We start from the raw sequence: 25737 nt of genomic DNA, 5'->3' as shown, positions 1-25737 counted from the left end.
ATCTTTAAGCTCATAAAAAAAACACTGTGTAAAAAATATTTATAAAAAACACTAAACCTATTTTTAAATCTCCCGATAAATAAGAAAAAAAGAGGGAGAAATAAAGTGAAAAAATATCTAGTGTTGGTACCAGTGTGTGCTTTAGCAACATCCTGTGTTTCCATGGATAGGTCAGTCCCTGTAGTTGACGATGCTGGTTACACTCATTATACGATGAGTATGAAATCAGACCATAAGGGCTCAAATTACTTTCCTATGAAAAGACCAGCTACAGGAAAAAAAGTCATTGTATTTGACCCTAAAGCCACAGCATGGGCAGCTTATGACAAAGAAGGTAACAGGGTAAATACCGGAAGTGCTTCTGGGGGTAAGGATTTCTGCGAGGATGCAGGTAAACCCTGTCGTACTGTGACTGGGACATTCAGTGTTTATTCTAAAAAAGGTGAAGACTGTACTTCCAGTATTTACCCATTAGAAACAAATGGCGGGGCAAGAATGCCATACTGTATGCATTTCCATGGAGGATATTCAATTCATGCAGCGTACGAAGTACCTAACTACAACGCAAGCCATGGTTGCATCCGTGTTTTACCCAGTGCTGCAAAATGGTTAAACCAAGATTTTGCTGATATTGGTACAACAGTGATTGTTAAGCCCTACTAATCAACGGGATAATCTCCACTACTGCCCTGCGTTAAGCAGGGCTTTTTCATTTATATTTTTCAATTCTTTTGTTATAAATTCATTCATTTTTGCTGACTAATAACTTGATAATAAGAGAATCGCAATTTACTATCGTGTTTTTTGAACCTGGATGCATGCCCTTATGATTCTTTGTATTGATGTTGGAAATTCTCATATCTACGGTGGTGTTTTTGCTGGAGAAGAGATAAAGCTTCGTTTTCGTCATACTTCTACAGTAAGTACCTCTGATGAATTAGGCATCTTTTTGAAAAGTGTTTTAAGAGAAAATAATTGTTCTCCGGAGGCAATTAAACAAATTGGCATTTGTTCTGTAGTTCCTCAAATTGATTATTCATTGCGTTCAGCGTGTGTTAAATATTTTTCTATAGATCCTTTTTTATTGCAGGCGGGGGTTAAAACGGGCCTTAATATCAAATATCGTAATCCTATAGAAGTGGGAGCCGACCGAATTGCCAATGCAATTGCCGCAACGCATAGCCATCCAAACCAAAATGTGATTGTTATTGATTTTGGCACTGCCACTACTTTTTGTGTTATTAGTGCTCAAAAAGCTTATATGGGCGGTGCGATTCTGCCTGGGGTGAGACTTTCAGTTGATGCTTTATCAAAAAATACAGCTAAATTACCCGCTGTAGAAATCATTAAAACTGAAAATTCAGTGGGACGTTCGACTATAGAAAGTATTCAATCTGGTGTTTATTATGGTGCAATTGGCGCTTGCCGCGAATTGATCCAACGCCTAAATCAGGAGGCTTTTGGAGCAGAAAAAGCATTGGTATTAGCAACAGGTGGTTTTGCTTCTTTATTTGAAAAACAAGGTTTGTATGATCATTTAGTTCCTGACTTGGTCCTGCAAGGGATAAGATTAGCAGCCTTGATGAATTAATAAATTTATTATGATTCTATTATCAAACTTTCTTGGTTTCGCTTTTGTAAAGTTCTGAGATTCGAGATCAAAAAACTTATCCTACGAACTTATAACAATACGGCTTTAACCTAAACTCATTTAGAACCGCTTCTAAGTTAAATCGCATGTTTGTGGTTTCTTTTTTAAGAAATCCTTCCTAATTTTCTGCGTAATTAAATAATACCAGGAAGACAGTCATGACGTTTTAAATTCAATAGATGTTTATAATTTATCTATACAAATCAAATTTTAATCATTCGTTGCCTAATCCATAAATAAATTAGTTAAAAAGTGACTTTTTATCTTGACGCATGGAGAAATGTGTTTCTATAGTGTAGAAAAGTGGGGTAAAATAATAAAAAAGTGGAGAATTGTGGAAGGAGAAAAACTTTCACATAAAAAAAACAATGTTTCGTGGAATAAATGCCATCACTATTGATACTAAAGGGCGCTTAGCAATCCCAACGCGTTATCGATCTGCGCTGGGTGCTGAAGAAAAAATCCCTTTAGTGGTGACTATCGATACGGAAGAAACATGTTTATTGCTCTATACCGCGGCTCAATGGCAGATAATTGAAGATAATTTGCAGAAACTGCCCAGTTTTAATGCTGCAGCCCGAAGAATACAACGGTTATTGATTGGACATGCGACAGATGTCGAATTAGATGCGAATGGACGGGTACTTTTGCCCACAGTTTTAAGAAATTATGCACAGTTGGAAAAAGATGTAGTGATGATAGGTCAAGGAAATAAATTTGAAGTATGGAATAAGGATATCTGGGAAGCCCGACGTGAACAATGGTTGGCTGAGGAAAGTTCCGGTACTAGTGGATTACCCGATGAAATGAAAACGTTTTCTTTGTAATGGAAACAAAAATGGCAATGCATCAATCTGTATTACTTCATGAATCCATAGATGGCTTGGCAATTAAAAGCGGAGGCATCTATTTTGACGGTACTTTTGGCCGTGGAGGTCATAGTCGAGAAATTTTGCGTCATTTAAACGAACAAGGTCGTTTATATGCCATAGATAAAGATTTAGAAGCAATTGCATATGCCTCCGAACATTTTGGCCAAGATAAGCGTTTTCATATATTTCAAGGTTCCTTTGCAAAAATTGAAGCGTTTGCTAGCGAGGCTGGGGTGTTGGGAAAAGTAGATGGTATTTTGCTGGATTTAGGGGTGTCTTCACCACAATTGGATAATCCAGAAAGAGGTTTTAGTTTTATGCAGCAAGGACCATTGGATATGCGTATGGATTTATCTCAACCAATGAGTGCAGCACGATTTGTTAATGAAGCCGAAGCAGAGGAAATGGCTTCAGTTTTCAGATTATATGGTGAAGAACGTTTTGCAGGTCGTATTGCCAAGGCAATTGTTGCTGCCAGAAATGTTGCTCCTATTAACACAACTTTGCAATTGGCCGAAATTGTAAAAGAAGCAAATCCCAAATGGGAAAAACACAAACATCCAGCAACACGAGTGTTCCAAGCGATAAGAATTTATATAAATCAAGAGTTAAATGATTTAAAGAGCTGTCTAGAACAATGTCTAAATGTTCTAGCTCCTAAAGGCAGGTTGGCAGTGATTAGTTTTCACTCCCTGGAGGATCGCATAGTAAAACAATTTATGCGTGATAAAGAAGAAGGAGACAAGCCCCCCCCTGAGGTGCCCATTCGTTATGAAGCATTAAAAACTAATTTTAAAAGAATAGGTAAGGCGATTATGCCAAAAGAAGTTGAAGTTAAAGAGAATGTTAGATCTCGAAGTGCTGTACTTAGAATAGGGGAGAAATTAGCATGAACGCTGCAGCGAAAGTAATCAATCAAGGTACCTTATTTAATGGTCAACTAGCTGATATGCATATGTCAAAATCATTATACATGCTGATTATATTATTAGTTGCTGTGTTAGTGAGTGCTTTGGCTGTTGTATACAGTACCAATTCTTACCGAGTGACTTTAAGTAAAGTAGAACAACAAGAACAGTTAACACACTATTTACAGCTGCAATGGGGGCAATTACTCTTAGAACAAGCAAGTCTAGCTACACCAGCGCGAGTTGAAGAATTAGCTACTGAAAAATTACAAATGGTTTTACCAACATCCACAAATACGTATTGGTTACAAGCACAGCAGTAGAAGTTTTGGTTTTAAACGAGTACCATTGCCATTTAGTTTTAGTGTAACGTAGCCTGGGTGTAGCAAGGTGGTAACCTGGGAGTTTTTGTGAATCAAACCCAGGTTATGGCATAGCCTTCATCCTGGCTACAGATGGATAGTATCCATGAAAAACTCAACTCATTTAAACAGACTGATTGTAGTATCTACCTTTTTTTCTTTGGTTCTATTCATTTTGATTTGGCGCATGGTGGATCTCACTGTGTTGCATCGCCAATTTCTCCAAGGGCAAGGTAATGCCCGAAGTTTGCGTGTTGTAGATATTCCTGCTCATCGAGGGATGATCATGGATAGGAATGGTACCCCTTTAGCAATCAGTACCCCTGTAGAATCAGTATGGGTTAATCCAAAGGAGTTTTCACCTGACAAAGAACAATTTATGTCTCTAGCTGAATATTTGAGTTTGACGCCTCAGCAATTAAGTAGAAAAATAGTAGATGCAGAAAAAAAAGAATTGGAATTTCTTTACTTACAAAGACAATTACCTCCTCCCTTGGCTAAAAAAATAAAAACGCTAAAAATCCCAGGTGTTAATTTTCAAAAAGAATTCAAACGTTATTATCCTGATTCGGATAGTATTTCCCAGTTAATTGGATTTACCAATGTCGATGATCAAGGTTTGGAAGGAATTGAGCTTGCTTATCAAGATTGGTTAAAGGGTGTTGTTGGTAAAAAAAGAGTAATTAAAGACCGTTTAGGCCGAATTATTGAAGAATTGGGTGTCATAAAACAGCCACGTCCCGGACGGGATATGGCTTTGAGTATTGATAGGCGTTTGCAATATTTAGCATACAGTGAATTAAATAAAACCGTCGAAGAATTTGCTGCAAAATCGGGTTCTGTGGTCGTAGTTGATACAGAAAATGGTGAAATTCTGGCTATGGCTAACGTCCCCTCCTATAATCCGAATTCGCGAGGGCATTACGATAAAGATACCTATAGAAATAGGGCAGTTACGGATACCTTTGAACCCGGTTCTGTTATTAAAACGTTTAGTATCGCCAGTGCCTTAGAAACGGGTTTATTTACACCGTCTACGATTATAGATACAAATCCGAGTTGGATGAGTGTTCAAGGGCGTACAGTTCGCGATATTCATAATTATGGGGTCCTCGATGTAACGGGTGTATTGCAACACTCAAGTAACGTAGGGGTTACGAAGATGGTTTTAGCAAGTCCTCCAGAGCAATTGATTGGATTACTGCAACGCTGTGGTTTTGGACAACGAACTGAAAGTACTTATCCTGGAGAGAGTGAGGGAGGAATTGTTAGTGTTAAAGATGCAAAACCTTTTGTATTAGCTACATTAAGCTTTGGTTATGGATTGTCAGTTACAGCATTACAATTAGCTAAAGCAAACATGGTTTTTGCAAATCAAGGTAAGTTGATTCCAGTAACGTTACTCCATAATGATCCACCAACTCCAGGCGTGCAGGTAATGAAACCTGAAACAGCGCAACAAGTATTGTCTATGATGGAAGCAGTTTTAGGAAAAGATGGTACGGGAAAAGCAGCAAGGGTACCCGGTTATCGGGTAGCAGGTAAAACCGGTACCGCAAGAGTAGCAGGAAAGGATGGTTATAAAGACCGAAAATATACTGCGAGTTTTATAGGTATTGCACCGGTATCAAAACCTAAGTTTGTTGTAGTGGTAATCATTCATGAACCTTCCCGTAAAGGTTATTATGCTGCAGCAGTTGCCGCTCCCTTGTTTGCTAAAGTGATGTCGGGAGCCTTGCGTTTGTTTAATATACCTACTGATGAGTTGGTAGGTTAAATTCGACTTTAACCGGTCTTTGTAAATAACAGTTTAGCTGAAGCGTAGCGGAAACCGGGATGTTGTATGCTTAGCCTAGGTTTTGCTACGTTTGCACCCTGGCTATTTTTTAGAACTACTAGGAACCTGGTGATGAAACTTTCACATTTATTAAAACCTTGGATGCATCACATAAAATCAGATTGTATTGTTACCGGTCTGGAAAATGACAGCCGTCGGATTAAACCAGGAGACCTGTTTATAGCTTATGCGGGTGCAGCAGCGGATGGCCGGTTCTTTATAAACAAAGCCGTTTCTGCTGGGGCTGTTGCAATTGCTTATGATCCCGCTCATTTTCCCAAGGATGCTATATTACCCCAATCAGTTCCTTGTATTCCTGTTCCAGAGTTAGCGACCCAGCTGGCCGCAATTGCCAAACAGTTTTATGCTAGTCCTGGTAGTTCTTTAAATATAACCGGTGTAACTGGTACCAACGGCAAAACTACAATTGCATATCAATTAGCTCAAGCCCATCGTTTATTAGGACAAGAAGCAGCTTATATTGGTACGATTGGACAAGGAAATGTTGATAAACTTCAATTATTGGATAATACCACCCCTGATTCCCTGTGTTTACAGAAGTTATTACATCAGTATAAGAATCAAGGTATCAGACAAGTGTGTATGGAGGTATCTTCACATGCCCTTGCGCAACATCGAGTTGATGCTATTGAATTTAAGCAAGCTATATTCACCAATCTAACACTGGATCACCTAGATTATCATTTAACTATGGAAAATTATGCGGCCGCAAAAGCAATGTTGTTTGCCCGAGAATCATTGGATTGTGCGATCATAAACCAAGATGATACTTATCAAAGAATCATGGCAGCAGCAGTTAAGCCTCATGCAAAGAAATTAACCTATGGAATACACCAGAATTGTGATGTAAAAGTCGTAGATTGGTCTATGGATATAAAGGGCACCGAAATAGAAGTGCACTCACCATGGGGACAACATCTATTAAGAATAAAAGCTCTTGGACAATTTAATATTTATAATAGCTTGGCTATATTTAGTAGTTTATTGGCTTCTGATTATCACCCTAGTAAGGTTGTAGATGTGATGACACAATTAAAGGCAGCTCCTGGACGAATGGAAATTATTTCCCATGCACCCTATGTGCTGGTTGATTATGCCCATACCCCCGACGCTTTGGAAAATGCGCTACTCACGTTAAATCAATTGAAAAAAGGGCGTTTATGGGTGGTATTTGGTTGTGGTGGTGACCGAGATAAAAGTAAGAGACCGGTGATGGGCGGGGTTGCAAGTAAGCTTGCTGATCAAATCATAATTACTAGTGATAATCCACGTACTGAAGATCCACAAATCATTGTTAATGAGATAGCACAAGGTATTACAAAATCCTCCAATGTCATTAAACTGGTTGATCGTGAAGAAGCAATTGCTTATGCATTAAACGAGGCCGATGAAAATGATGTAATTTTAATTGCAGGCAAGGGGCATGAGGCCTATCAACAGATTGGTTCGGTAAAACATGCTTTTTCCGATCAAGATGTGGTAAAAAAATTGATTCAGAAATAATTTTTTATAAATTTATAAAGATGAGTTTGCGAAAGGGAATTTTTAGTATTTTATAGCCTGGGGTGAAACGCAAATCCGGAGACTAATCCTACTTGCTACTGGTTTAGAATTTCCAGATTCCGCTGCGCTTCGCCAGGCTACACATTTTACTAATGAGCTTTATGTATGTATTGTTTGAACTTCATAGGTGACATTTCTTCATAGTCTTTTATTGCTACTGCAAAAAGATCTGGATCATTTGTTTCGTAGAGGCAAACTAATTCATCACCTTGACCTGACTCTGGAATCCCTGGAGCAGTCAAATCTGCTAAAATGTCATTAGTGATTTCTATAGTTTCTTCTTCAGATTTTGCTTCTACAGGCCCAATAGCAAATCCCCAGCTCGAAGAAGTATTGTAATGGTTGACTGAATAACCAATATAATAATTATAAGCCAGTTGCGAAGCCATTGTAATTCCTACCGATTGAATATCACTCAATTTAGGGCAGACCGGTTCTTCGGCAAAAGCAGATCCGGTGAGCACTAAGGCAACTGCAGCTGAGGTTAAAGTAACTCTTAAAGACATAGTATTTACTCCTTGTTAAATCTAATTATTCCAAATCAATTCAAATTTCTGTGAACTCTGAATATCAAATTTCTATTTATTTATTTATGCGCGTTTAGTAAGTACTGTTTTAATTTCATTGGGCTGATTGCGTAATCTCTTACCGCAACAGAATAAACATAAGGATTGCCTGTGTCATATAAACAAACTAATGTGTCATTATCCAGTTCTAAAGGAAATCCAGGAGTAGCCATGTTATTTAAAATTTCATTTGAAACATCTAAAGCATCATCTTCTGTATCTGCTTGTACGGGTCCAATAGCAAAGCCCCAAGTAGCAGAGTTGAATTGACCGATAGAGAAACCAATGAAATAGTTAGTACCGATCTGTTGAACTTCTGAGAGTCCTTCAGCTTGAAGATCATTCAGATTGGGACAGGCGTTATTTGCGAAAGCAGAACCAGCAAGAACGAACGCTGCTGCTAAGGTTGATAATTTTACTCCTAAAGACATAACACATACTCCTTTGTTTTTTTTTAAAATCCGAAAAAGAGTACCATTTGATCTCCTAATTTACAATGGACACGTTTGGATTTAATAATGGACATCAAGGGGTCAATTTGAACATAAATTGATTTGATTTTTATATATCAAGTAATAATTTGGTTTTATAATCCAAAATTGAGTCAGCAAAGTATTGAGAAAAATCATGTCTTGTTTGGTGATTGGTACGTACGTTTAAGAATGTACTATTCTTGTCCGCAGCCTGTTTTAAGGCTAATGTTTCGTTAAGAGGGTTATAAATTTCTAAAATCGTGTCATACCATGGTTTGTCTTTTTTAAAGCTTAAAATTTGAGGCAAAGAAGGGACTGCAAATTGTGGTAGACTTAACCCCGCGATGTGGTGCAAAGCCGAACTAACCATTGCAACTGCAGCATATTTCGCCTCCAGGCTATGACCTGCAATATGGGGTGTACAGATAGTCGATTTATCGATAATTCGTTTGTTAATCTTCGGTTCATTAAGGTATACATCAGTGCAATAAATAAATGGTTTTGTAGAATGGAGAAGTTCTTCCTCATTAACAATTCCGCCTCGTGCCGCATTAATAATAACGCAACCTGATTTTAATTGATTGAGAAAATTCTGATTTATTAAATTAGTACTAGGATAGGGATGAGTATTATGTAATTCAGCGTGGATACATAGCAGATCCACTTGGTACAATTCCTCCAAACTGCAACTTTGAAAAGCAGCAGGTTCACGCTCTGCTTTGAGAGGATCATAAGTGATGGTTTTAAAATCGGCTGCTTGTAAACGTGCGGCGACTTTGGTTCCCACTTTCCCAAGTCCAATAATGCCTGCTTTATCCCCATGCATAAGATGCTGTTGTTCCAACAAAGCAAGACAGGCTACCACATAATCAGCAACCGCTTGGGCATTGGAGCCTTTTGCATCAATTATTTTGATATTTTGAGAATCTAACCAAATATGATCCAGGTGATCAGTACCACTACTGGCAGTAGCAACATATTGTAAACAATGATTTTTTAATAAAGATTGATTGACTTTGAGAGTAGAACGACACAGGAGAACATCTTGTCCGGGAAGTAACTTAGTTATTTCATCGTGGTGATGATATTTCGTTAAGTTGAACGGATTAGGGAAAGCCTGGTCCAATCCAGGAAGTGAGGCATCAGCAAGAATATTCATAGTGATATTTTTTCCACATCAAAATAGGCACTAAAATTTTGTGTTGAACGATCAAAACGTCACCATTCATATTTTAAAAATGGAGCTTAGTGCAATAAGCCCTAGATTGATTAACGGGGTCAGTATCATGCCTAGAACACCTGTGAATACTAAAATAAGTAAAATAAAAAAGCCATAGGGTTCTATTTTTTCGTAGGCCATAGCTTGTTTAGGGGGTAAAAGGCTACTGACTACTCGACTTCCATCTAGAGGGGGAATTGGGAGTAAATTTAATGCGGCCAAAATTAAATTAATAAATATACCTGCTTGAGCTGTCGCGTAAAGAAAAAGCACCGCCATGGAAGTATTAGGATTTAAGATGAGTGCAATTTTATCACAGGCAGCCCATATAAACGCCATAATAATATTTGCAAAGGGTCCAGCAAGGGTTACCAAAATCATATCACGTCGGGGGTGTCGAAATTGGTTCCAGTTAATAGGGACAGGTTTTGCATAGCCAATGACAAAATTAAATTGAGTTAAAACACCAACTAATAAAGGAATGAGGACAGTACCAATCGGATCAATATGACGTAGAGGATTTAAACTTAATCGGCCAAACATTTTGGCGGTGGTATCGCCGCAACGATATGCAACGTAGGCATGCGCTGCTTCATGTAAGGTGATGGCAAATAATATGGGGATGGCCCAAATACATATTTTTTGAATTAAAGTAAATTCTATCATTAAAAAACTGACCCCTAATCAATGTATTCTGATTCTATCGAATAGTGGCTTCTAATAACAAGTAAAAAGGAGCTAAAGTATCCTTTCCTCATGAGGTCTTTCAATTTTAAAACTATTTTTTTTTTATATATGCAAAATGAACTTCAAGCTATTGATTAAATTGAAGGCACTAAGTTGATTGGTTGATCTATGCGTGATACTATTCTGGCCGAAAATTAACTAGTCTAGGAGACAAAATGCCAATATTAAAAAAATTAGAGCCGGAACTTGTTAAGGCATTGGGCAAAACAAAAAATCTTGAAGAGCAATACGAAACATTGCGTGTTAAGGGCAAAGATGAGTCGCTTAGAGATAATCAAGACGCTATTAAATACGTTGATGACGTAATTAAAAGATATAAATTAATCAAAGGCACATCTCCTAGCTCTTTAGATTTACAAGTACAAAGAGAATCTTATCTTAAGTTATTGAAAGAACATGCCGCTGAAGTCACCGTGCTCTCCTTCTCTAAGCCAGAAGAGGTGGCTTCTCGACTCAAAGAACTAGATTTTGCTCCCGAAACAATTGACTCAATGATTAAAGGTATGGAACAAGCGGGAACTAATGAGGATACATGCATAGCAATTTTGGTATCAATAATCACAAGTGAAATTACACTCGAAAGCTGCGGAAGAAATGAACATGGACATCCTAGCGTAATTCATTTCTAATTTAGGCTTTAGGAATCCGTTATGTTAGTGATGAAGGATTGTGCTATTGAACCAGGGGATATTTTATTTGTAGTCTCAAATAGCGGTAAACCTTGGGTGCGCTTAAAACAGGCGGCCCAATCACTAACTACGGCGGGCAATAAACATGGACATAAAGAAGTAGTTACGGTTTTTGTTTGTACCGGTAAAAATAAATATGGAGTCATCTGTCATAATTATGAACGACAGCTTACCGTATCAACAGCAGAATTCATTAAAAATCTTAAAGAAAGCACTATAGAAGAACTGACCTCATTACTTCTACATTACTGCCAAAAAGAATTCAATGAACCTCAAATAAAGAGAGCCTTAGAACATGGTGCTCAGTGGATGAAGCGATTAGCTGCTTCAATGACTGGAAATGAGGATTCAGAGGAATTAATTGAGCGATTTCTTACTGCAACAAAAGAGCGAAAAGCAAAACTAATTCAGTTACTCGTTACCTTCTGGCGGGCTTCAGGAGAAGCTGAAGTTCTTCCCGCGGTTCATTCAAGCCTATTGGTGTTTAAACATACGGATAGTAAACAAAGAGAGAAATTTCTTAAAGCCTATCTACAGCAAGTTGAAGTGACTGCACAATTACGTAAACAAGGAAAAAGTCGAACCAGTTTTTGGGCTGTGATTAAATCTCTTTTTCAATGGTCGAATCAGCAGGATAAAAAAGACAGAGACAGAATTGCTCCCTCTGATGCAACATTTTGTTCAAAGAACGTGATGCAAGTTTTAAATCAAGTGGACCCTAATCTCGTAAACAGAGGAAGATATGTGCTTCCTAAAACCCTGGAGGCAGGTCTTCGTGAAGCAACACAAAGTAAAAAACAATCAGCAGTAAATCAGGAACAGTTTGACGATTTTGAAGCGATGATTACAGCGCAAGAGCAACTTCTTCCTCCCTTTAGACTGCAAATTTTACCTGCAACTGGGACAGAGCTAATGAGTACATTATTAGCAGTGGTTGATAATGAAATTGAGCGTATTGAAAATAAACGCTGGGGTAATGAAGAGGATAGAAAAAAAGCAACTGAGTTGAAACAATATCTTTTGCCCTTTCGAGCCTCAAAATATCAAAAGTATCCCATAAATTTGCAGGTTGATACTGCTTTAAAGCTTATAGCAACCTTATTACCCATCCTAAAGAGGAAAACAGGTTGGTTGGGCGAGTGGTTTCCCGCAACTTCCTACGCCAATGTGAGGGCATTTGCCCGCACCCAAGGTATTTTTGACGGAGACATTCGTCAAGCTTTAGAAAAGTTAAAGAGCGATGCTTCAATTGAAGGGGATATGCAAGAAGGGGTTGATGATCTTGAACAAACCTCTACGCTTGATCTACAAGGGGACGTGCAAGACGAAGAGATTGACAATGATCTTGAACAAACCCCTACGGGTCAAATTTATATTCTTTCTGATTGGTCATTTTCGAGTTGGTCAACGAATAAACGTAAGCTGATTTTAGAGCATATGCTTGGATTGCTTGCTGAAGGACATCAATTATATACCTGGGAAAATGGACAACTAATCCAAAAGAATAAACAGTCTCTAAAAAATGCCATCAATGGAAATGATTTTAATGATTTGCTGGCTCCCAAATTAAAACCCGCAAATCAGGGTACAATACTTGCGCAAGCTCAATATCAACACTTCGATACAACAAAAATCCATTTTCTTGATTATAAAGTCTGTCGAGAGTTAGCAGATGATCGGGAATCTTTTGAGACACATCTAGATCAGGTTGCTGCAATATTTTCACCAAAACTGGATGTGAATAATTTAAATCAGACCAAAGAAACAATTATCGATGTAGAGCTTGCAAATTCTGCATATGATCAAAAAGTACGATTAGAAATGCTGATCTTAAAAAAAGAAATCGCTACTCGAAACGCAATAAAACAAAAAACATACCAAAGTGGTATTGATACCCGGGCTTTCGTGTCCCAATCCTCCTATAGAGCACCTATATTTAAACCTGTTGATTTACTGACTAAAACCCCATCCCCCAAATACTACCGAAATGAAGTATATTCTGAGCTAGTAATTCATAAAGATCCCTCATCTCCATTCCAATATTTTGAGTTAGTGGGAATGAATGCCACCGAAAATTTGGTAAATATTAAATATGAGTTTCATCCTGAAGGAATAACAGAAAAGCTAATTAATAAAAGAAAAAAAGAATCAAAACTAATTTTATTTGAAGGCCAGAAAAAATTAAGTTTGACAGAAAATTGGCAGGCCTTGCCCTCTTTACATCCAGGCGAGATCTTATTGGATATCGCAATTAAAGGATTAAAAAAAGACGATTTTGAAATAAAGTACTCTAAGGAAAATCGGTTGCATTATATTCGCTTACTTAAACCCACGGCTGAGCCGCAAGAAGTTCTTACAAATTTATTGCTTCGCATGCCCAAGCAGTATCGAGTAAATCCTATTTTTAATACGCTATCTAACTTATCTTCTGAGCATCAACAGATTCATCGCTTACTTATGAAATATCTTAAGTTTGGTAGAGATCATGGAAAACTACGTAATGCCATTGGCGTCACGGTACATAACGGTAATGAATATCTTGAGGAAGCAAGAAAATTAGGTGTGGCAAGTTGCCGGTTGAGAGCTATTGCTTTTAAGGAAGAAATGCAACGTTTATATCCCGAGATTCCTGTATGTATTGACGCTAATCCTGATCATTGTTTTATTGAGATGGAGATTGATGGTCAATGGGAGAGATATTGCCTGGGAGGGTATAGAGACACTCCAAGTTTAGTGGACTCAGCTATGGAGGATACTTTTGCCTCGCTACACTTTAATCCTAAACCACAATATTTCTTTACCCAAAAAACGAAGCGGCAACCACAAATTGTGGATGATGAGATGTTTATTAACAATTTTGCTTAGTAAGAACAGCCTAGGTTAATATTTTCAATGAAGTAAAAGTGTCAACAACCAAGAGAAGGATATCTAATAAAGTGGGGTATAATGAGTAACCTATTCGATGCGCATTTACATATTATTGATTTTCGTTTTCCTTTAGTTGCAAATCAATCGTATTTACCTAATGAGTTTACAGTTGATGATTATCTCAATATGGTAAAACCATTGCGCATTATAGGTGGAGCAGTGGTTTCAGGATCTTTTCAAGCATTTGATCAAACGTATTTGATAAATGCTTTAAACGCATTGGGCCCAAACTTTGTTGGAGTAACTCAATTACCTGCCACAGTAAGTGATAAAAAAATCATTGAATTGAATTCTCAAGGTATACGAGGTATTCGGTTTAATCTGAAAAGAGGTGGTTCAGAACAATTAATCCATTTAAGTGCAATGGCACACCGAGTATATGAGATCGCCAAATGGCATGTAGAGTTGTATGTTGATCCTTCGGAATATATTGAGTTAGCCGATTTATTGCTGAGCTTACCTGCTGTGAGCATAGACCATCTGGGGTTATCTAAAAATGGGCTTTCAATATTGTTCAATCTCGTTGAACACGGAGTAAAGGTCAAGGCATCAGGATTTGGCAGGGTTGATTTTGATGTAGCAAAGGCACTCAAAACAATCGCCTCAATTAATCCCGATGCTTTAATGTTCGGAACAGATCTTCCTTCAACACGCGCGCCATACCCTTTCAAAAAAGAAGACATTACTCTTATTAGGGATAGTTTTGATCCGTGGATGGCAAACAAAATTCTATTGACGAATGCAGTTAATTTTTATCGTTTACAGCTTAAATATTAAAATGTTCCTGGGCTACCGTTGCCCCTTCACCCAGGTTCTATTTGTAGCATTTCTCACCTGCTTTTACCCTATATTAAATTTCGTCTTTATTAAGATTTATTGAATGGTTACAATGGTTAAAAATTTTTAGGTATAGGGACATGCCATTATTAGATAGAATTTTGGGAAAACCTCTTTCTTTAAGATCCAAGAAAAAACAAGCATTGTCTATAGCAACTGGAGTTCCTGCGCTTGGATTAGACTCCTTATCTTCAACGGCTTATGGCCCAGAGGCTATGCTAACTGCATTACTACCCGCAGGACTCATAGGATTACATTATTTTTTTACACTGAGTTTATTAGTAGTTTTTGTTCTTATGTTTTTGTATTTTTCCTATTTACAAACCGCCGCAGCGTATCCAGAAAAAGGGGGGGCATATGTAGTTGCAAGCGATAATTTAGGAAAGAAATATGGTTTAGGTGCAGCAATTTCGTTAATATTGGATTATCTATTGAACGTAACCGTAGGAATCTCAGCTGGAGTAGCGGCTATATTATCAGCTATTCCTTCATTACATCCTTACACACTTACTTTATGTCTTGTTATTTTACTGATGATTACCCTATTTAATTTGCGAGGTATTCGGGAAACAGGAACGCTTTTTTTGATCCCTGTCGTTATTTTTATCTTAAGCCTTTTCACTGCTTTGGCCATTGGTTTAGGAGATGTCTGGATTAGTGGAGCACAACCTCAGCCTCTACATCACCTAGAAAAATTACAAACGAGCTCTAATGAAACAATATCGTTTTGGATGTTATTAACTGCTTTTGCTTATGGATTGACTGCAATGACGGGCGTAGAAGCCGTGAGTAATGCAGTATCTTTATTTCGCAAACCCACAGTTCGAAATGCACAATGGACATTGACTATTATTGTAGGTGCCCTTGCTCTATTTTTAATACTCATTGGTTATCTTTGTCCCGCATATCATATTTTAGCGATGAATCAGAATGAGTCAGGCTATCAAACTATACTGTCCCAAATAGTTGAAGCAACCACTGGGAAAGGTGTTTTTTATTATATTTCCATTACTAGTATTTTTTTTGTCCTTGCCTATTCGGCACAAACTAGTTTCTCGGGTTTCCCTAGAATCTGTCGTTTACTAGCTGAAGATAATTATTTACCTCATTTTTTTGCTGAACGTGGACGACGCTTAGTCTTCTCAGCTGGAATAATTATCTTGGCCCTTTTTTCTGCCGTCATCCTGATTGTTTTTAAAGGAATCACGAATAATTTGATTCCTTTATTCGCTGTGGGTTCGTTTAGTGCCTTTCTCTTTTCTCAAGTCGGCATGGTCGTATATTGGTTTCGTAAGGAAAACCGACATGTTCGATATAAATTAATAATCAATGCAGTGGGCGCAGTGGTAACTGGAATTGCACTTGTTCTTGTTATTATTACAAAATTTATTGAAGGAGCCTGGATAATCGTTATTCTTGCACCCACATTAGCATTTTTAATGCATCGTATTAAACATCACTACGAACGAATTGCTCAGGAAATTGAAAATCCCATACAAATTGACCCTTTGAAACTGACACCCCCGATAGTCATTATTCCAATACATGGTTTGGATTTGATTGCCGAAAAAGCAGTTCAATTTGGAATGCTTCTTTCTGATGATATAACGGCCGTTTTTATTGATGCAGGATATGGAGGTGTTGAGGGCTTGCAGGAACTTTGGCATGAAAAAATTGAAATACCCGCCAAAAAAGCAGGTAAAGAAATTCCTAGACTGGAAATTATTAAATCCCCCTATCGTCGTATTTATAGACCTTTATTAAATTTTGTAAGTAAAGTGAGAAAAGAGAAGAAAAATCGCCTCGTTGCTCTTATTATACCTGAGTTAGTAGAACCAAAATGGTATGAGTATTTGTTACACAACATTCATGCTCCAGGTCTACGCGCTTTGCTTTTTTTAGAAAGAGACCCCCGTACGATTGTTATTACCATTCCATGGTATTTACGTGAGAACTAAAGAGAAGGACTTAATTGATGACACAATTTGAAAAGTTGTTTAATTTTATGAAAAAACCTTGGGTTATTATTTTTTATGCAATTTTGGTTTTTTTAGCCTATTATTTTGTAGATCGGTCTGTGGCAACTTATTTCCACCAATTGGATTTAGAAACCAAGTTACCCATTTTGGGGATACTTACTGCCTTAGGCAAATGGGTTGCTTATATTGTTTTGTTTTTTGTTGCAGGATTATATTTTCGATACATACAAGTTAATCCTGTTTATGAACAACGATCGTGGTATTTGCTCGGTTGTGTACTTTTAGCTAATTTAGTTTGTTTGATTTTGAAAGTTGTTTTGAGCCGTGCTCGTCCTGAATTATTGTTTGCAAGTAATGAATTTGGCTTTTATTGGTTTCAACTGAGTTCCAAGTACTGGTCTTTTCCTTCAGGGCATACCACAACAGTCATCAGTTTGGCTGCAGGGTTTGGAGCACTTTTTCCTCGATATTTTTATAGTTTACTTGTTATTGCCCTATTAGTTGCTGCATCAAGAATCTTATTATGCTTTCATTATTTGAGTGATGTGATGAGTGCATTTTATATTAGCTTATTAGTTGTTGGCTTTTTTACTGAATATGTTAAACGGAAGAATTGGTTCAAGAAAATCGCTGGTACTGTGCAATAACTAGGTCAGGGAGTGTACCAGAGTAGCAGTATCGATTTATTGCCAATCTAGGGAGGGATTTATGATTGAATTAAAAACTCTGGTTACTATCTATGCGAGTTACGACGAAGAAAAAAAATGTTATACCAGCGAGTTGAATCAAGAAGCGCTTTTAAGGCTGGATGCAGATTTCATTAAATTAATTAATCAATTGTTGCTTAAAGACGGTCCAGATAAAGATAGAATTAAAAAAAATTATAAGAGGTTATCTTTAAATTTTCATCCAGACCTCTTCGAGAAATTTTCTCCAGAAGCTAAATGGATTGAGAAAAATTTATCTGAAGCCCGCAATGATGGAGCTTGTTTTAAAACGTTAAGCCTGTGTTATGAAAAACTAACTTCACCTCAGGATTTTAAACCCATTAAATTTGATGAGATTAATAGTCGGGAAGATTTGAAAAAATGGATGGAAAACCTAAGAAATAGCTCTCGAACCTTTACTGAACGCCATTTTTATACAAGCCTATTAAGATTACTCGATGAATCAACGGGTTACTTAGACGAAGTTGGAAAAATAAAACCGAAGGGAATTCGCGCTTTAATTTCATTTCTTCCAATGGTTTTTATTAGTTTCGGTACTTTTGTTTTTGCAGAAGAATTATTTGCCGTTTATGCGCTTTATTTCGCTTTATTAAAAAGTGGGCAATACATTGAATCGAGTAATTCGAAAGAACTACAGAAACTTGGCAGCACCTTGCAAAAAATTACAATGGTTTCTGCGATCGCAACCACTACTTTATTGGTTCGTTTACTTGAAATGACGTTTTGGGCATCAAGACATTGTTATGATATGAGTCTTCAAATTGGTTCAACTATTTTAACGCCATTAATTTCTTCCTCTCCTGAAAAGTTTGATGACGGAACATCCGAGGAAAATTTATGCCGCGAATTAATTCTTGCAAGTCAAAATCCAAGTATTAGTGAAAATTTTAAAACTCCACAATTAAAGATGATTGCGGCACCAATCGAATCATATCTTGGATTATTAGAACAGCAGTTTTTCAGAAACTGGCGTGCTGGAGGGGGAAAGTATCGTGCGTTAGACGCATTTTTATTAAGAATGCGTGTAATAGATAAAGATGATGAACTTAAAGTTGAAGAGAAAATTGATCAAGCTTTTGAGGCGTTAAAATTAGTGAAAAAGAATTCCAATGTGTATACTGAGGGAGGAAAAACCGCCTTAGCCGTTGATCGCGCTGAACGAGTAATAAATCTCCTAAAAGATGAGTCCGATATGCAACTTTCTTTATTAGGTAAATCTTAGTTTTTGGAAAAAAAAAGGGGGATATTGAAGCAAGATAACTTGTTTCATACTCAATTTAAGGCATTATATCTAGTGAAGATACCGGCGGTAAATTCAGGCTAAATAAAAAGAAACCCTTGAATTCGGCACGGTATCTCTGGCAAGATGCGTTTGTTTTGATTATCCAGTGAGGAATTATGAAAATTCTCGTGGCAGTGAAGCGTGTAATCGATCCCTATGTCAAAATTCGGGTCAAATCGGACCATTCCGGAGTTGAAACACAAAATATTAAGATGGCAATGAATCCGTTTGATGAAATTGCTGTAGAAGAAGCATTACGTTTACGCGAAAATAATTGGGCTACTGAAGTAATTGCTGTCAGCATTGGCGGAGAAAGTTCGCAAGAAACATTACGGCATGCTTTGGCATTAGGTGCTGATAGAGCAATTTTGGTACAAACTGAAGAAGCATTAGAAAGTCTAAATATCGCTAAAATATTAAAAAAGATTATTGATGATGAAAAGCCAGATTTAGTATTAATGGGCAAACAAGCTATTGATGGAGATAATAATCAAACGCCACAAATGTTGGCTTCTATATTGAATTGGCCGCAAGCTACTTATGCTTCCAAAATAGATGCAACCCCAGAACATTTTCAAGTTACTCGTGAAATTGATGGAGGCCTTGAAACAATAAGTGTGAATTTGCCAGCGGTAATAAGTACTGATTTACGATTAAATGAGCCACGATACGCAAGTCTGCCCAATATCATGAAAGCCAAAAAGAAACCTTTGGATATCAGGCCACTTGATAGCCTGGGATTGGAACTAAAAAAACATATTGAGGTATTGCAGGTTACTGCTCCTCCCACCCGTAGTGGGGGAGTGAAGGTTGACTCAGTAACTGAATTATTGGATAAATTACAGCATGAAGCCAAAGTGCTTTGATAAGGGGGAGTGATGAGCACTTTAGTACTCGTTGAACATAATAATCAAACCTTACACCCATCTACTCGTAATGCTTTAGCTGCAGCATTGGAGTTAGATAATCAACCGACTTTACTGGTTGTAGGTCATCAATGCAAGGCGGTTGCAGAACAGGCTGCGACTCTTGCAGGAGCACATGCTGTTTGGTACATTGATAAACCTTGTTATGAACATCCTTTAGCAGAGCAAATAACCGATTTGATCCTTTCTTTTGCGCATTCTTTTCAAGCATTCATCGCACCTGCGAGCACTTTTGGTAAAAACATTGCTCCACGTATTGCGGCGCGGTTAGATGTAGCTCAAGTGTCCGATGTCAGTAAAATTATTGATAAAGATACATTCGAACATCCAATATACGCGGGTAATGCAATTGAAACGGTACGAGTTCTTGATTCTATAAAAGTGTTAACCATTAGAGCAACAGCTTTTAATCCAATAACTGCAAGTCAGACTAGTTGTTTAATCGAGCAAATTGACAAAGAGTTTATCGCAAAAGAGAGTCAATTTATTAAGCATGAATTAAGTAAGTCTGAACGACCTGATTTAGGAAGTGCTAAAATAGTTGTTTCTGGTGGAAGAGGATTGCAAAGTGCTGAGAAGTTTCAGTTGATCGAAGAGTTAGCTGATGAACTTGGTGCTGCTGTAGGGGCGTCCCGTGCTGCTGTGGATGCAGGGTTTGTTCCTAATGATTATCAAGTGGGGCAAACCGGAAGGATAGTTGCACCAATGCTTTATATTGCTGTGGGAATTTCTGGAGCAGTACAGCATTTGGCAGGGATGAAAGATTCCAAGATTATTGTTGCAATTAATAAGGATGAAGATGCCCCTATTTTTCAAATCGCCGACTATGGTTTGGTTGGTGATTTATTTGAGCTTGTGCCACAGTTAATCGCACAATTAAAAAACCGTTAGGGGAGAAAGTATGTTAGTAGGCGTTCCAAAAGAAATTAAACCTCAAGAAAATCGTGTGGGTCTTGTTCCTTCTAGTATCAGGGAAATTATTAGAGTAGGAAGTTCTGTTATAGTAGAGAGGGGTGCTGGATTAGGAATCGGTATTTCTGATGAAGATTATCAACATGCAGGTGCTGAGGTTGTTGACAGTGCTGATGAAGTATTTTCAAGAGCAGATCTCATTGTAAAGGTTAAAGAGCCACAACCGATTGAGTGCAAGCGTCTTCGCGAAGGCCAGACTTTATTTACCTATTTGCATTTGGCCCCAGATCCTCACCAAGCTCGTATGCTTAAAGAATCTGGAGTTACCGCTATTGCTTATGAAACAGTAACGGAAGAAGGCGGTGGTTTACCCTTATTGGCTCCTATGTCCCAAGTGGCAGGACGTATGTCTATTCAGGCCGGGGCTCATTGTCTGGAAATGGCTCAAGGTGGCAGTGGTATTTTACTAGGTGGAGTGCCTGGGGTCGCTGCGGCAAATGTCGTAGTTATTGGTGGAGGAGTAGTTGGTACTAATGCAGTGCGTATGGCGATGGGGATGGAAGCGCGAGTGACCGTACTGGATCGTTCTTTGCAACGTTTGAATGAATTGGATTTCCAATTTGGTTCTAAGATCAATACGGTTTATTCCACCGCTGATGCGATAGAACGATATGCTGCTAGTGCTGATTTGGTAATTGGTGCCGTTTTAGTACCCGGTGCAGCAGCTCCAAAATTAGTAACTCGGGCCATGCTTAAATCAATGCGTCCTGGCTCAGTACTCGTCGATGTAGCTATCGATCAAGGGGGATGTTTTGAAACTAGTCGTCCCACAACACACCAAGAACCCACATATGTTGTTGACAATGTCGTTCATTATTGTGTTGCGAATATGCCTGGTGCTGTCCCAAGAACATCAACTTTTGCTTTAAATAATGCAACCCTACCTTTTGTTTTAAGTATTGTAACTAAAGGTGTTAAGCTGGCTTTATTAAATGATAAACATTTACTTAATGGCTTAAACGTTCATGAAGGCAAGATTACCTTTGAGGCAGTTGCACGTGATTTAGGATATGAGTTCACACCTGCAGCTATAGCATTGGCTGGTCGATAGCATTTTGTTGTTTCTGATTTAAGTTGTACCCCGGGTTTATGGTGGATCCGTAGCCCGGGATTTAAGATACTTATTTATGCAGTAAATTCGTTTTCACAGCATTTCTGCCTTTTGCACTACAATTATTTTCTTTATTACACTAATATTCAATTCAAATTCAGATTCTTTTCTATCCATGAGGGCGATGTGAGAGTACTTATTTCCGGAGCAGGGGTGGCAGGATTGACTGTTGCGTATTGGTTGAGGCGCTATGGTTTTACCACGACAATCGTAGAGCGTGCAAACTCCTTGCTGACGGGGGGTTATAAAATCGATGTACGAGGTTCGGCCTTACACGTTCTGCGGAGGATGGGTATTTATGAAACCATTGCCAACGCAAGTACTGATATGCAAGGTGCCTTGCTTGTCGATAAAAATGGAAAAGTGATTCAACAAATGAGCGGTGATGAATTCGGCCATCGTGTTGGTGATGATGTAGAAATTATTCGCGGTGTTTTGTGTCAAATTCTAATGGATCAAGTCCATGGTGCAGAGTTCATTTTTGGAGATAGCATTGAAGGGATATCCCAAAATTCTGATCGAGTAGAGGTCAAGTTTCAAAGTACTAAAGTTCGAGAATTCGATCTGGTAATAGGTGCGGATGGGCTTCATTCAAATGTAAGACAAATTGTGTTTGGTGATGAGTCACTTTTTTCTCAGCACTTGGGCTTATATCTCTGTGTGTTTACAGTTCCAAACTATTTGAATTTAGATCGAATGGAGATGCAATACTCGGAATTAGGTAGAGTTGCATCGGTGTGGAGCGCTTCAGGAGAACCTCAGGCTAAAGCATGTTTTGGATTTACAACGCCACTACCCATTGATTTACGAGATGTAGAACAACAACAGCAAATAGTGAAGAGAGTCTATGAAGGGATTGGTTGGGAGATCCCCAAATTTTTGCAAATGATGCCTAATTCTCCTGACTTTTATTTTGATACTGCTGCTCAGATTCATATGGATCATTGGTCGCAGGGGAGAGTGATTTTATTAGGGGATGCTGCCTATTGTGCTTCGCCCATGTCAGGCCAAGGTACTAGTCTTGCTATCATAGGTGCTTATGTACTTGCTGGAGAGCTAGCTTCAGCCAATGCAAACCATAAGATTGCTTTCAAGGAATATGAACAACAAATGCGCCCTTTTGTTCGACTCAATCAGGAGTTAGGAATTAAAGCAGCGCAAGTGATGCGCTCTCAGGAGAAGAATAATGTACTTTCCTGGGTGCTTCAAAAGCTCATGGAAATGGCACCAAGTTATCTAATCAAATTTTTTATTAATCGCTCCACGAGACGTATTAATAAAGCAGCGCATTCGATTAAACTAAAGGATTATTAATATTCTTTGGATATCGCACCAAAAGCGCGAGACAAAAGGTTTATAATTATCGCTTGGGTATTAGGAGACGGGACACAAGGAATTAGAACAGTTCACCGCATCGCGGCAGCAGATAAGTTATTTTATCTTGAGTAGGGCAATCCCTAGTCGTGCAGCGGAATCTACTAGTTTTGATATCAGATTTTTTCCGCTGCATTTTAGTACGCTATATTTGATTCTAAAATAAACTATCTACGCTTGTTGAAAGTTGTTGTTGATCATTACTCGCATTATAAATGGGCGTGGGATCTTCTTCCGATGGAACTTCTTTATTGCGAAAATACTCGATAATGCCATTGGCCTGATTCGGATGCGCCAATAAACCGCTGTGAGGATCAATGCGGACAGCAACTATATCGTCAGGTTGTTTTATTTCCCCCTCAGGTTTTCCTTTTAACGCAACTTTCATAAAGTCGATCCATAAGGGCAAGGCGAGTCCTGCAGCATATTCATGTAAGGATTTAGGATTATCAAAACCAACCCAGGTTGTTACTACCAGGTCAGAGTTAAAACCAGCAAACCAGGAATCTACTTGATCATTAGTTGTTCCGGTTTTACCTGCTATATCCTGACGATTAAGCACTCTAGCTGCACGAGCAGTACCATGTTGAATCACATCTTTTAAAGCGGTATACATTAAAAAGTTAATATCTTCAGGAATAACTCGGGGTGCTAAAGTTGAATGATCGACATTATTGTCACAATTGTTACACACAACAGTGGGTTTGGCTTGTAATAAAATCTTTCCATCTTTGTCAGTAATATGGTCGATGAGATAAGGTTCGATTTTATAACCACCATTAGCGAAGACAGCATAAGCTGCAGCCAGATCCATAGGACTAACTGACAAACTGCCTAAAGCCAAAGATAAACCTCTAGGAAGCGTTTTCTTATTAAATCCAAAACGAGTTAGGAAATCGATAGTATAATTAATACCAATATCATCAAGGATACGTATAGAGACTAGGTTTTTAGATTGGACCAGAGCTTGTTTTAAACGTGTGGGCCCATTGAATTTAAGATTCACATTATGAGGACGCCATAAGTTTGGTTGACTTGGATCATCAACGACTATAGGCGCATCATTAATTAATGTTGCCAAGGTATAACCATTGTTTAAGGCTGCGGCATAGACAAAAGGTTTAAAACTGGACCCCGGTTGTCTACTGGATTGAGTTGCACGATTAAATTTGCTTTTTTGGAAATTGAATCCACCAACCAGGACTTCTATAGCACCGTTTTTAGGATTGAGTGCTACCATTGCGGACTCAGCTTCCGGAATTTGTGCTAACTCCCAATGATCCTTGGTTGAATGAACATAAATAATATCTCCAACGGCAACCACTTGCATGGCTTTTGATGGAGACTTTCCTACCCAGCCATTTTTAAGTGCTGGTCTAGCCCAGGATAAACCCGCCCAAGGAATAATAACAGTGCGACCACTCTGTAACGTGGCTGTAGCCTCCTTTTCTCGGACTTCGGTAACGACTGCTGGAGTAAGATGATTCAGTTGAGGATATTTTTCCAGATTTTTTTGAATGGAATGTAAGGATTTGCTGTCCTGTTCACCAATAGTAGCAACAGGTCCTCGATAACCATGTCGGTGGTCATAGGCTATTAAATTTTTTTCGACGACATCATTGGCGGTATTTTGTAATTTCCCATCAATAGTTGTATACACTTTGTAGCCCTTCGTGTAAGCATCAGGGCCGAAATTGTCATATAACGATTGACGAATCATTTCCGCAACGTAGGGCGCCTTGACTTCAATAGGAGTACCATGATACTTAGCTGTAATGGGCTGATTGATAGCATTTTGATACTGTTCTTCATTGATATAATGTTCTTCGAGTAAGCGTTCCAATACATGATCCCGACGTTTTTTAGCTGCAAGGGGATTTGCAATGGGGTTTTGTGTTGAAGGGGCTTGTGGAAGTCCTGCAATCATTGCCAATTCGGATAGATTTAGTTCTTTGAGCGGCTTTCCAAAATAAACCATTGCTGCTGCACCAACTCCATAAGCGCGGTTACCTAAATAGATTCGATTAAGATATAGTTCGAGAATTTTTTCCTTGCTCAACTCTCTGTCTATCTTTATGGCGAGCATAATTTCATTAAATTTACGCAAAAAGGTTTTTTTACGACTTAAGAAAAAATTACGCGCAACCTGCATGGTAATGGTACTACCACCTTGAGATTTTGTCCCGGTTTTTACCATACGAACTGCCGCACGGCCCAGGCCTAGTACATCTACACCAGGGTGTTCAAAAAAGCGTTGATCCTCAGTGGCAATTAAAGCATGGATCAGCATAGGGGGTATTTCATCATAAGTAACGGGAATTCGTTTTTTCTCGCCATACTCCTGAATAAGCAGACCTTCCTTGCTGAAAATTTGTAAAGGTACTTGTAATTGTACAGTTTTCAACGAGTCTACGTTGGGAAGTTGACTTTCAAGATAGAGGTACAACAGACAGCCTGCTACTATTAAAACAAAAGACAGGCTCATCAGCGCCCATAGACCTTTACGCCAGAAGTATGCCATTTTCATAGAGTCATGTGATTTTAATGAAATTTGGCGGGTATTATACAGTGATTCTCAATAAGATTGCGAGTTTTGTGCAAAAAAGAGGGTAATTTTATACTAATTTTTAATGTTTCATTGAATTTTGCAAGAAAACTCAATGAAACATAATGAGGGTAGTTAATAAATGTC

At 38.3% G+C, this 25737-nt stretch carries 22 protein-coding genes; 17 read left to right on the top strand and 5 right to left on the bottom strand.

From position 1 onward, the window contains the following. The first annotated feature begins 105 nt into the window (after positions 1 to 105). From ACWTE2_RS09550 to ACWTE2_RS09520, 7 genes are all read left to right on the top strand, one after another. Complete coding sequence (locus tag ACWTE2_RS09550; protein WP_454785165.1) at positions 106 to 663, top strand: L,D-transpeptidase; 558 nt, start codon at positions 106 to 108, stop codon at positions 661 to 663. 163 nt (positions 664 to 826) lie between these two features. Further along, positions 827 to 1591 (top strand): type III pantothenate kinase, encoded by a 765-nt coding sequence (locus tag ACWTE2_RS09545; RefSeq protein ID WP_182393613.1) that lies wholly within the window; start codon positions 827 to 829, stop codon positions 1589 to 1591. Between the two features lie 428 nt (positions 1592 to 2019). After that, positions 2020 to 2478: a division/cell wall cluster transcriptional repressor MraZ gene (gene mraZ / locus ACWTE2_RS09540; RefSeq protein ID WP_182392957.1), complete on the top strand. Its 459-nt coding sequence runs from the start codon at positions 2020 to 2022 to the stop codon at positions 2476 to 2478. A gap of 11 nt (positions 2479 to 2489) precedes the next feature. Continuing rightward, entirely contained in the window at positions 2490 to 3416 is a 927-nt protein-coding gene (gene rsmH / locus ACWTE2_RS09535; RefSeq protein ID WP_182392958.1) for a 16S rRNA (cytosine(1402)-N(4))-methyltransferase RsmH, read from the top strand. Then, positions 3413 to 3754 carry a cell division protein FtsL gene (gene ftsL, locus ACWTE2_RS09530; protein WP_454785164.1) on the top strand — a complete coding sequence of 114 codons (342 nt, stop codon included), beginning with the start codon at positions 3413 to 3415 and terminating at the stop codon, positions 3752 to 3754. Before rsmH ends, ftsL begins: the two co-directional genes overlap by 4 nt. 145 nt (positions 3755 to 3899) lie before the next feature. Beyond that, a complete protein-coding gene (locus tag ACWTE2_RS09525) occupies positions 3900 to 5570 on the top strand; it encodes a peptidoglycan D,D-transpeptidase FtsI family protein (protein ID WP_454785163.1) in 1671 nt (556 codons plus the stop codon). Positions 5571 to 5702: 132 nt separating this feature from the next. Then, positions 5703 to 7154 (top strand): UDP-N-acetylmuramoyl-L-alanyl-D-glutamate--2,6-diaminopimelate ligase, encoded by a 1452-nt coding sequence (locus tag ACWTE2_RS09520; RefSeq protein WP_454785162.1) that lies wholly within the window; start codon positions 5703 to 5705, stop codon positions 7152 to 7154. A 149-nt stretch (positions 7155 to 7303) separates the two neighbouring features. Here the strand turns inward: ACWTE2_RS09520 and ACWTE2_RS09515 are convergent, their stop codons facing one another. The 4 genes from ACWTE2_RS09515 to ACWTE2_RS09500 all read right to left on the bottom strand — a co-directional run bounded on the left by ACWTE2_RS09515 (position 7304) and on the right by ACWTE2_RS09500 (position 10138). Further along, a complete protein-coding gene (locus ACWTE2_RS09515) occupies positions 7304 to 7720 on the bottom strand; it encodes a DUF4949 domain-containing protein (RefSeq protein ID WP_454785161.1) in 417 nt (138 codons plus the stop codon). An 80-nt stretch (positions 7721 to 7800) separates the two neighbouring features. Then, positions 7801 to 8211 carry a DUF4949 domain-containing protein gene (locus tag ACWTE2_RS09510; protein ID WP_454785160.1) on the bottom strand — a complete coding sequence of 137 codons (411 nt, stop codon included), beginning with the start codon at positions 8209 to 8211 and terminating at the stop codon, positions 7801 to 7803. 130 nt (positions 8212 to 8341) lie between these two features. Continuing rightward, entirely contained in the window at positions 8342 to 9412 is a 1071-nt protein-coding gene (locus ACWTE2_RS09505; RefSeq protein WP_454785159.1) for an NAD(P)-dependent oxidoreductase, read from the bottom strand. A 66-nt stretch (positions 9413 to 9478) separates the two neighbouring features. Next, positions 9479 to 10138, bottom strand: a complete 660-nt coding sequence (locus tag ACWTE2_RS09500) for a site-2 protease family protein (protein WP_454785158.1) — start codon at positions 10136 to 10138, stop codon at positions 9479 to 9481. 236 nt (positions 10139 to 10374) lie between these two features. On the opposite strand from ACWTE2_RS09500, the gene ACWTE2_RS09495 reads away from it, so the two are divergent. From ACWTE2_RS09495 to ACWTE2_RS09450, 10 genes are all read left to right on the top strand, one after another. Further along, positions 10375 to 10848 (top strand): coiled coil protein, encoded by a 474-nt coding sequence (locus ACWTE2_RS09495; RefSeq protein WP_454785157.1) that lies wholly within the window; start codon positions 10375 to 10377, stop codon positions 10846 to 10848. Between the two features lie 21 nt (positions 10849 to 10869). After that, a complete protein-coding gene (locus ACWTE2_RS09490; protein WP_454785156.1) occupies positions 10870 to 13773 on the top strand; it encodes a hypothetical protein in 2904 nt (967 codons plus the stop codon). Between the two features lie 81 nt (positions 13774 to 13854). Next, entirely contained in the window at positions 13855 to 14613 is a 759-nt protein-coding gene (locus tag ACWTE2_RS09485) for an amidohydrolase family protein (RefSeq protein WP_454785155.1), read from the top strand. Positions 14614 to 14753: 140 nt separating this feature from the next. Continuing rightward, a complete protein-coding gene (locus ACWTE2_RS09480) occupies positions 14754 to 16631 on the top strand; it encodes an APC family permease (protein WP_454785154.1) in 1878 nt (625 codons plus the stop codon). A gap of 17 nt (positions 16632 to 16648) precedes the next feature. Beyond that, a complete protein-coding gene (locus ACWTE2_RS09475; RefSeq protein WP_454785153.1) occupies positions 16649 to 17299 on the top strand; it encodes a phosphatase PAP2 family protein in 651 nt (216 codons plus the stop codon). A gap of 61 nt (positions 17300 to 17360) precedes the next feature. Next, positions 17361 to 18602, top strand: a complete 1242-nt coding sequence (locus ACWTE2_RS09470; RefSeq protein ID WP_182392971.1) for a J domain-containing protein — start codon at positions 17361 to 17363, stop codon at positions 18600 to 18602. A 176-nt stretch (positions 18603 to 18778) separates the two neighbouring features. After that, positions 18779 to 19528: an electron transfer flavoprotein subunit beta/FixA family protein gene (locus tag ACWTE2_RS09465; RefSeq protein ID WP_454785152.1), complete on the top strand. Its 750-nt coding sequence runs from the start codon at positions 18779 to 18781 to the stop codon at positions 19526 to 19528. Between the two features lie 12 nt (positions 19529 to 19540). Then, positions 19541 to 20479, top strand: coding sequence for an electron transfer flavoprotein subunit alpha/FixB family protein (locus ACWTE2_RS09460; RefSeq protein ID WP_454785151.1), 939 nt, complete (start codon positions 19541 to 19543; stop codon positions 20477 to 20479). Positions 20480 to 20489: 10 nt separating this feature from the next. Then, complete coding sequence (gene ald, locus ACWTE2_RS09455; protein ID WP_454785150.1) at positions 20490 to 21611, top strand: alanine dehydrogenase; 1122 nt, start codon at positions 20490 to 20492, stop codon at positions 21609 to 21611. Positions 21612 to 21797: 186 nt separating this feature from the next. Then, a complete protein-coding gene (locus tag ACWTE2_RS09450; RefSeq protein ID WP_182392975.1) occupies positions 21798 to 22985 on the top strand; it encodes an FAD-dependent monooxygenase in 1188 nt (395 codons plus the stop codon). Between the two features lie 217 nt (positions 22986 to 23202). Here the strand turns inward: ACWTE2_RS09450 and ACWTE2_RS09445 are convergent, their stop codons facing one another. Next, positions 23203 to 25572, bottom strand: coding sequence for a penicillin-binding protein 1A (locus ACWTE2_RS09445; RefSeq protein WP_454785149.1), 2370 nt, complete (start codon positions 25570 to 25572; stop codon positions 23203 to 23205). Between the last annotated feature and the right edge of the window lie 165 nt (positions 25573 to 25737).

Source organism: Legionella nigrisilvae, assembly GCF_977063395.2.
This window is presented reverse-complemented; position numbering and strand designations above follow the sequence as displayed.

Coding starts and splice junctions, on each gene's coding strand:
- ACWTE2_RS09520 (WP_454785162.1), top strand. CDS start 5,703: ATGAAACTTTCACATTTATTAAAACCTTGGATGCATCACATAAAATCA.
- mraZ (WP_182392957.1), top strand. CDS start 2,020: ATGTTTCGTGGAATAAATGCCATCACTATTGATACTAAAGGGCGCTTA.
- ACWTE2_RS09545 (WP_182393613.1), top strand. CDS start 827: ATGATTCTTTGTATTGATGTTGGAAATTCTCATATCTACGGTGGTGTT.
- ACWTE2_RS09505 (WP_454785159.1), bottom strand. CDS start 9,412: ATGAATATTCTTGCTGATGCCTCACTTCCTGGATTGGACCAGGCTTTC.
- ACWTE2_RS09495 (WP_454785157.1), top strand. CDS start 10,375: ATGCCAATATTAAAAAAATTAGAGCCGGAACTTGTTAAGGCATTGGGC.
- ACWTE2_RS09490 (WP_454785156.1), top strand. CDS start 10,870: ATGTTAGTGATGAAGGATTGTGCTATTGAACCAGGGGATATTTTATTT.
- ACWTE2_RS09525 (WP_454785163.1), top strand. CDS start 3,900: ATGAAAAACTCAACTCATTTAAACAGACTGATTGTAGTATCTACCTTT.
- ACWTE2_RS09510 (WP_454785160.1), bottom strand. CDS start 8,211: ATGTCTTTAGGAGTAAAATTATCAACCTTAGCAGCAGCGTTCGTTCTT.
- ACWTE2_RS09465 (WP_454785152.1), top strand. CDS start 18,779: ATGAAAATTCTCGTGGCAGTGAAGCGTGTAATCGATCCCTATGTCAAA.
- ACWTE2_RS09500 (WP_454785158.1), bottom strand. CDS start 10,138: ATGATAGAATTTACTTTAATTCAAAAAATATGTATTTGGGCCATCCCC.
- ACWTE2_RS09515 (WP_454785161.1), bottom strand. CDS start 7,720: ATGTCTTTAAGAGTTACTTTAACCTCAGCTGCAGTTGCCTTAGTGCTC.
- ACWTE2_RS09475 (WP_454785153.1), top strand. CDS start 16,649: ATGACACAATTTGAAAAGTTGTTTAATTTTATGAAAAAACCTTGGGTT.
- ACWTE2_RS09485 (WP_454785155.1), top strand. CDS start 13,855: ATGAGTAACCTATTCGATGCGCATTTACATATTATTGATTTTCGTTTT.
- rsmH (WP_182392958.1), top strand. CDS start 2,490: ATGGCAATGCATCAATCTGTATTACTTCATGAATCCATAGATGGCTTG.
- ACWTE2_RS09480 (WP_454785154.1), top strand. CDS start 14,754: ATGCCATTATTAGATAGAATTTTGGGAAAACCTCTTTCTTTAAGATCC.
- ftsL (WP_454785164.1), top strand. CDS start 3,413: ATGAACGCTGCAGCGAAAGTAATCAATCAAGGTACCTTATTTAATGGT.
- ACWTE2_RS09445 (WP_454785149.1), bottom strand. CDS start 25,572: ATGAAAATGGCATACTTCTGGCGTAAAGGTCTATGGGCGCTGATGAGC.
- ald (WP_454785150.1), top strand. CDS start 20,490: ATGTTAGTAGGCGTTCCAAAAGAAATTAAACCTCAAGAAAATCGTGTG.
- ACWTE2_RS09470 (WP_182392971.1), top strand. CDS start 17,361: ATGATTGAATTAAAAACTCTGGTTACTATCTATGCGAGTTACGACGAA.
- ACWTE2_RS09460 (WP_454785151.1), top strand. CDS start 19,541: ATGAGCACTTTAGTACTCGTTGAACATAATAATCAAACCTTACACCCA.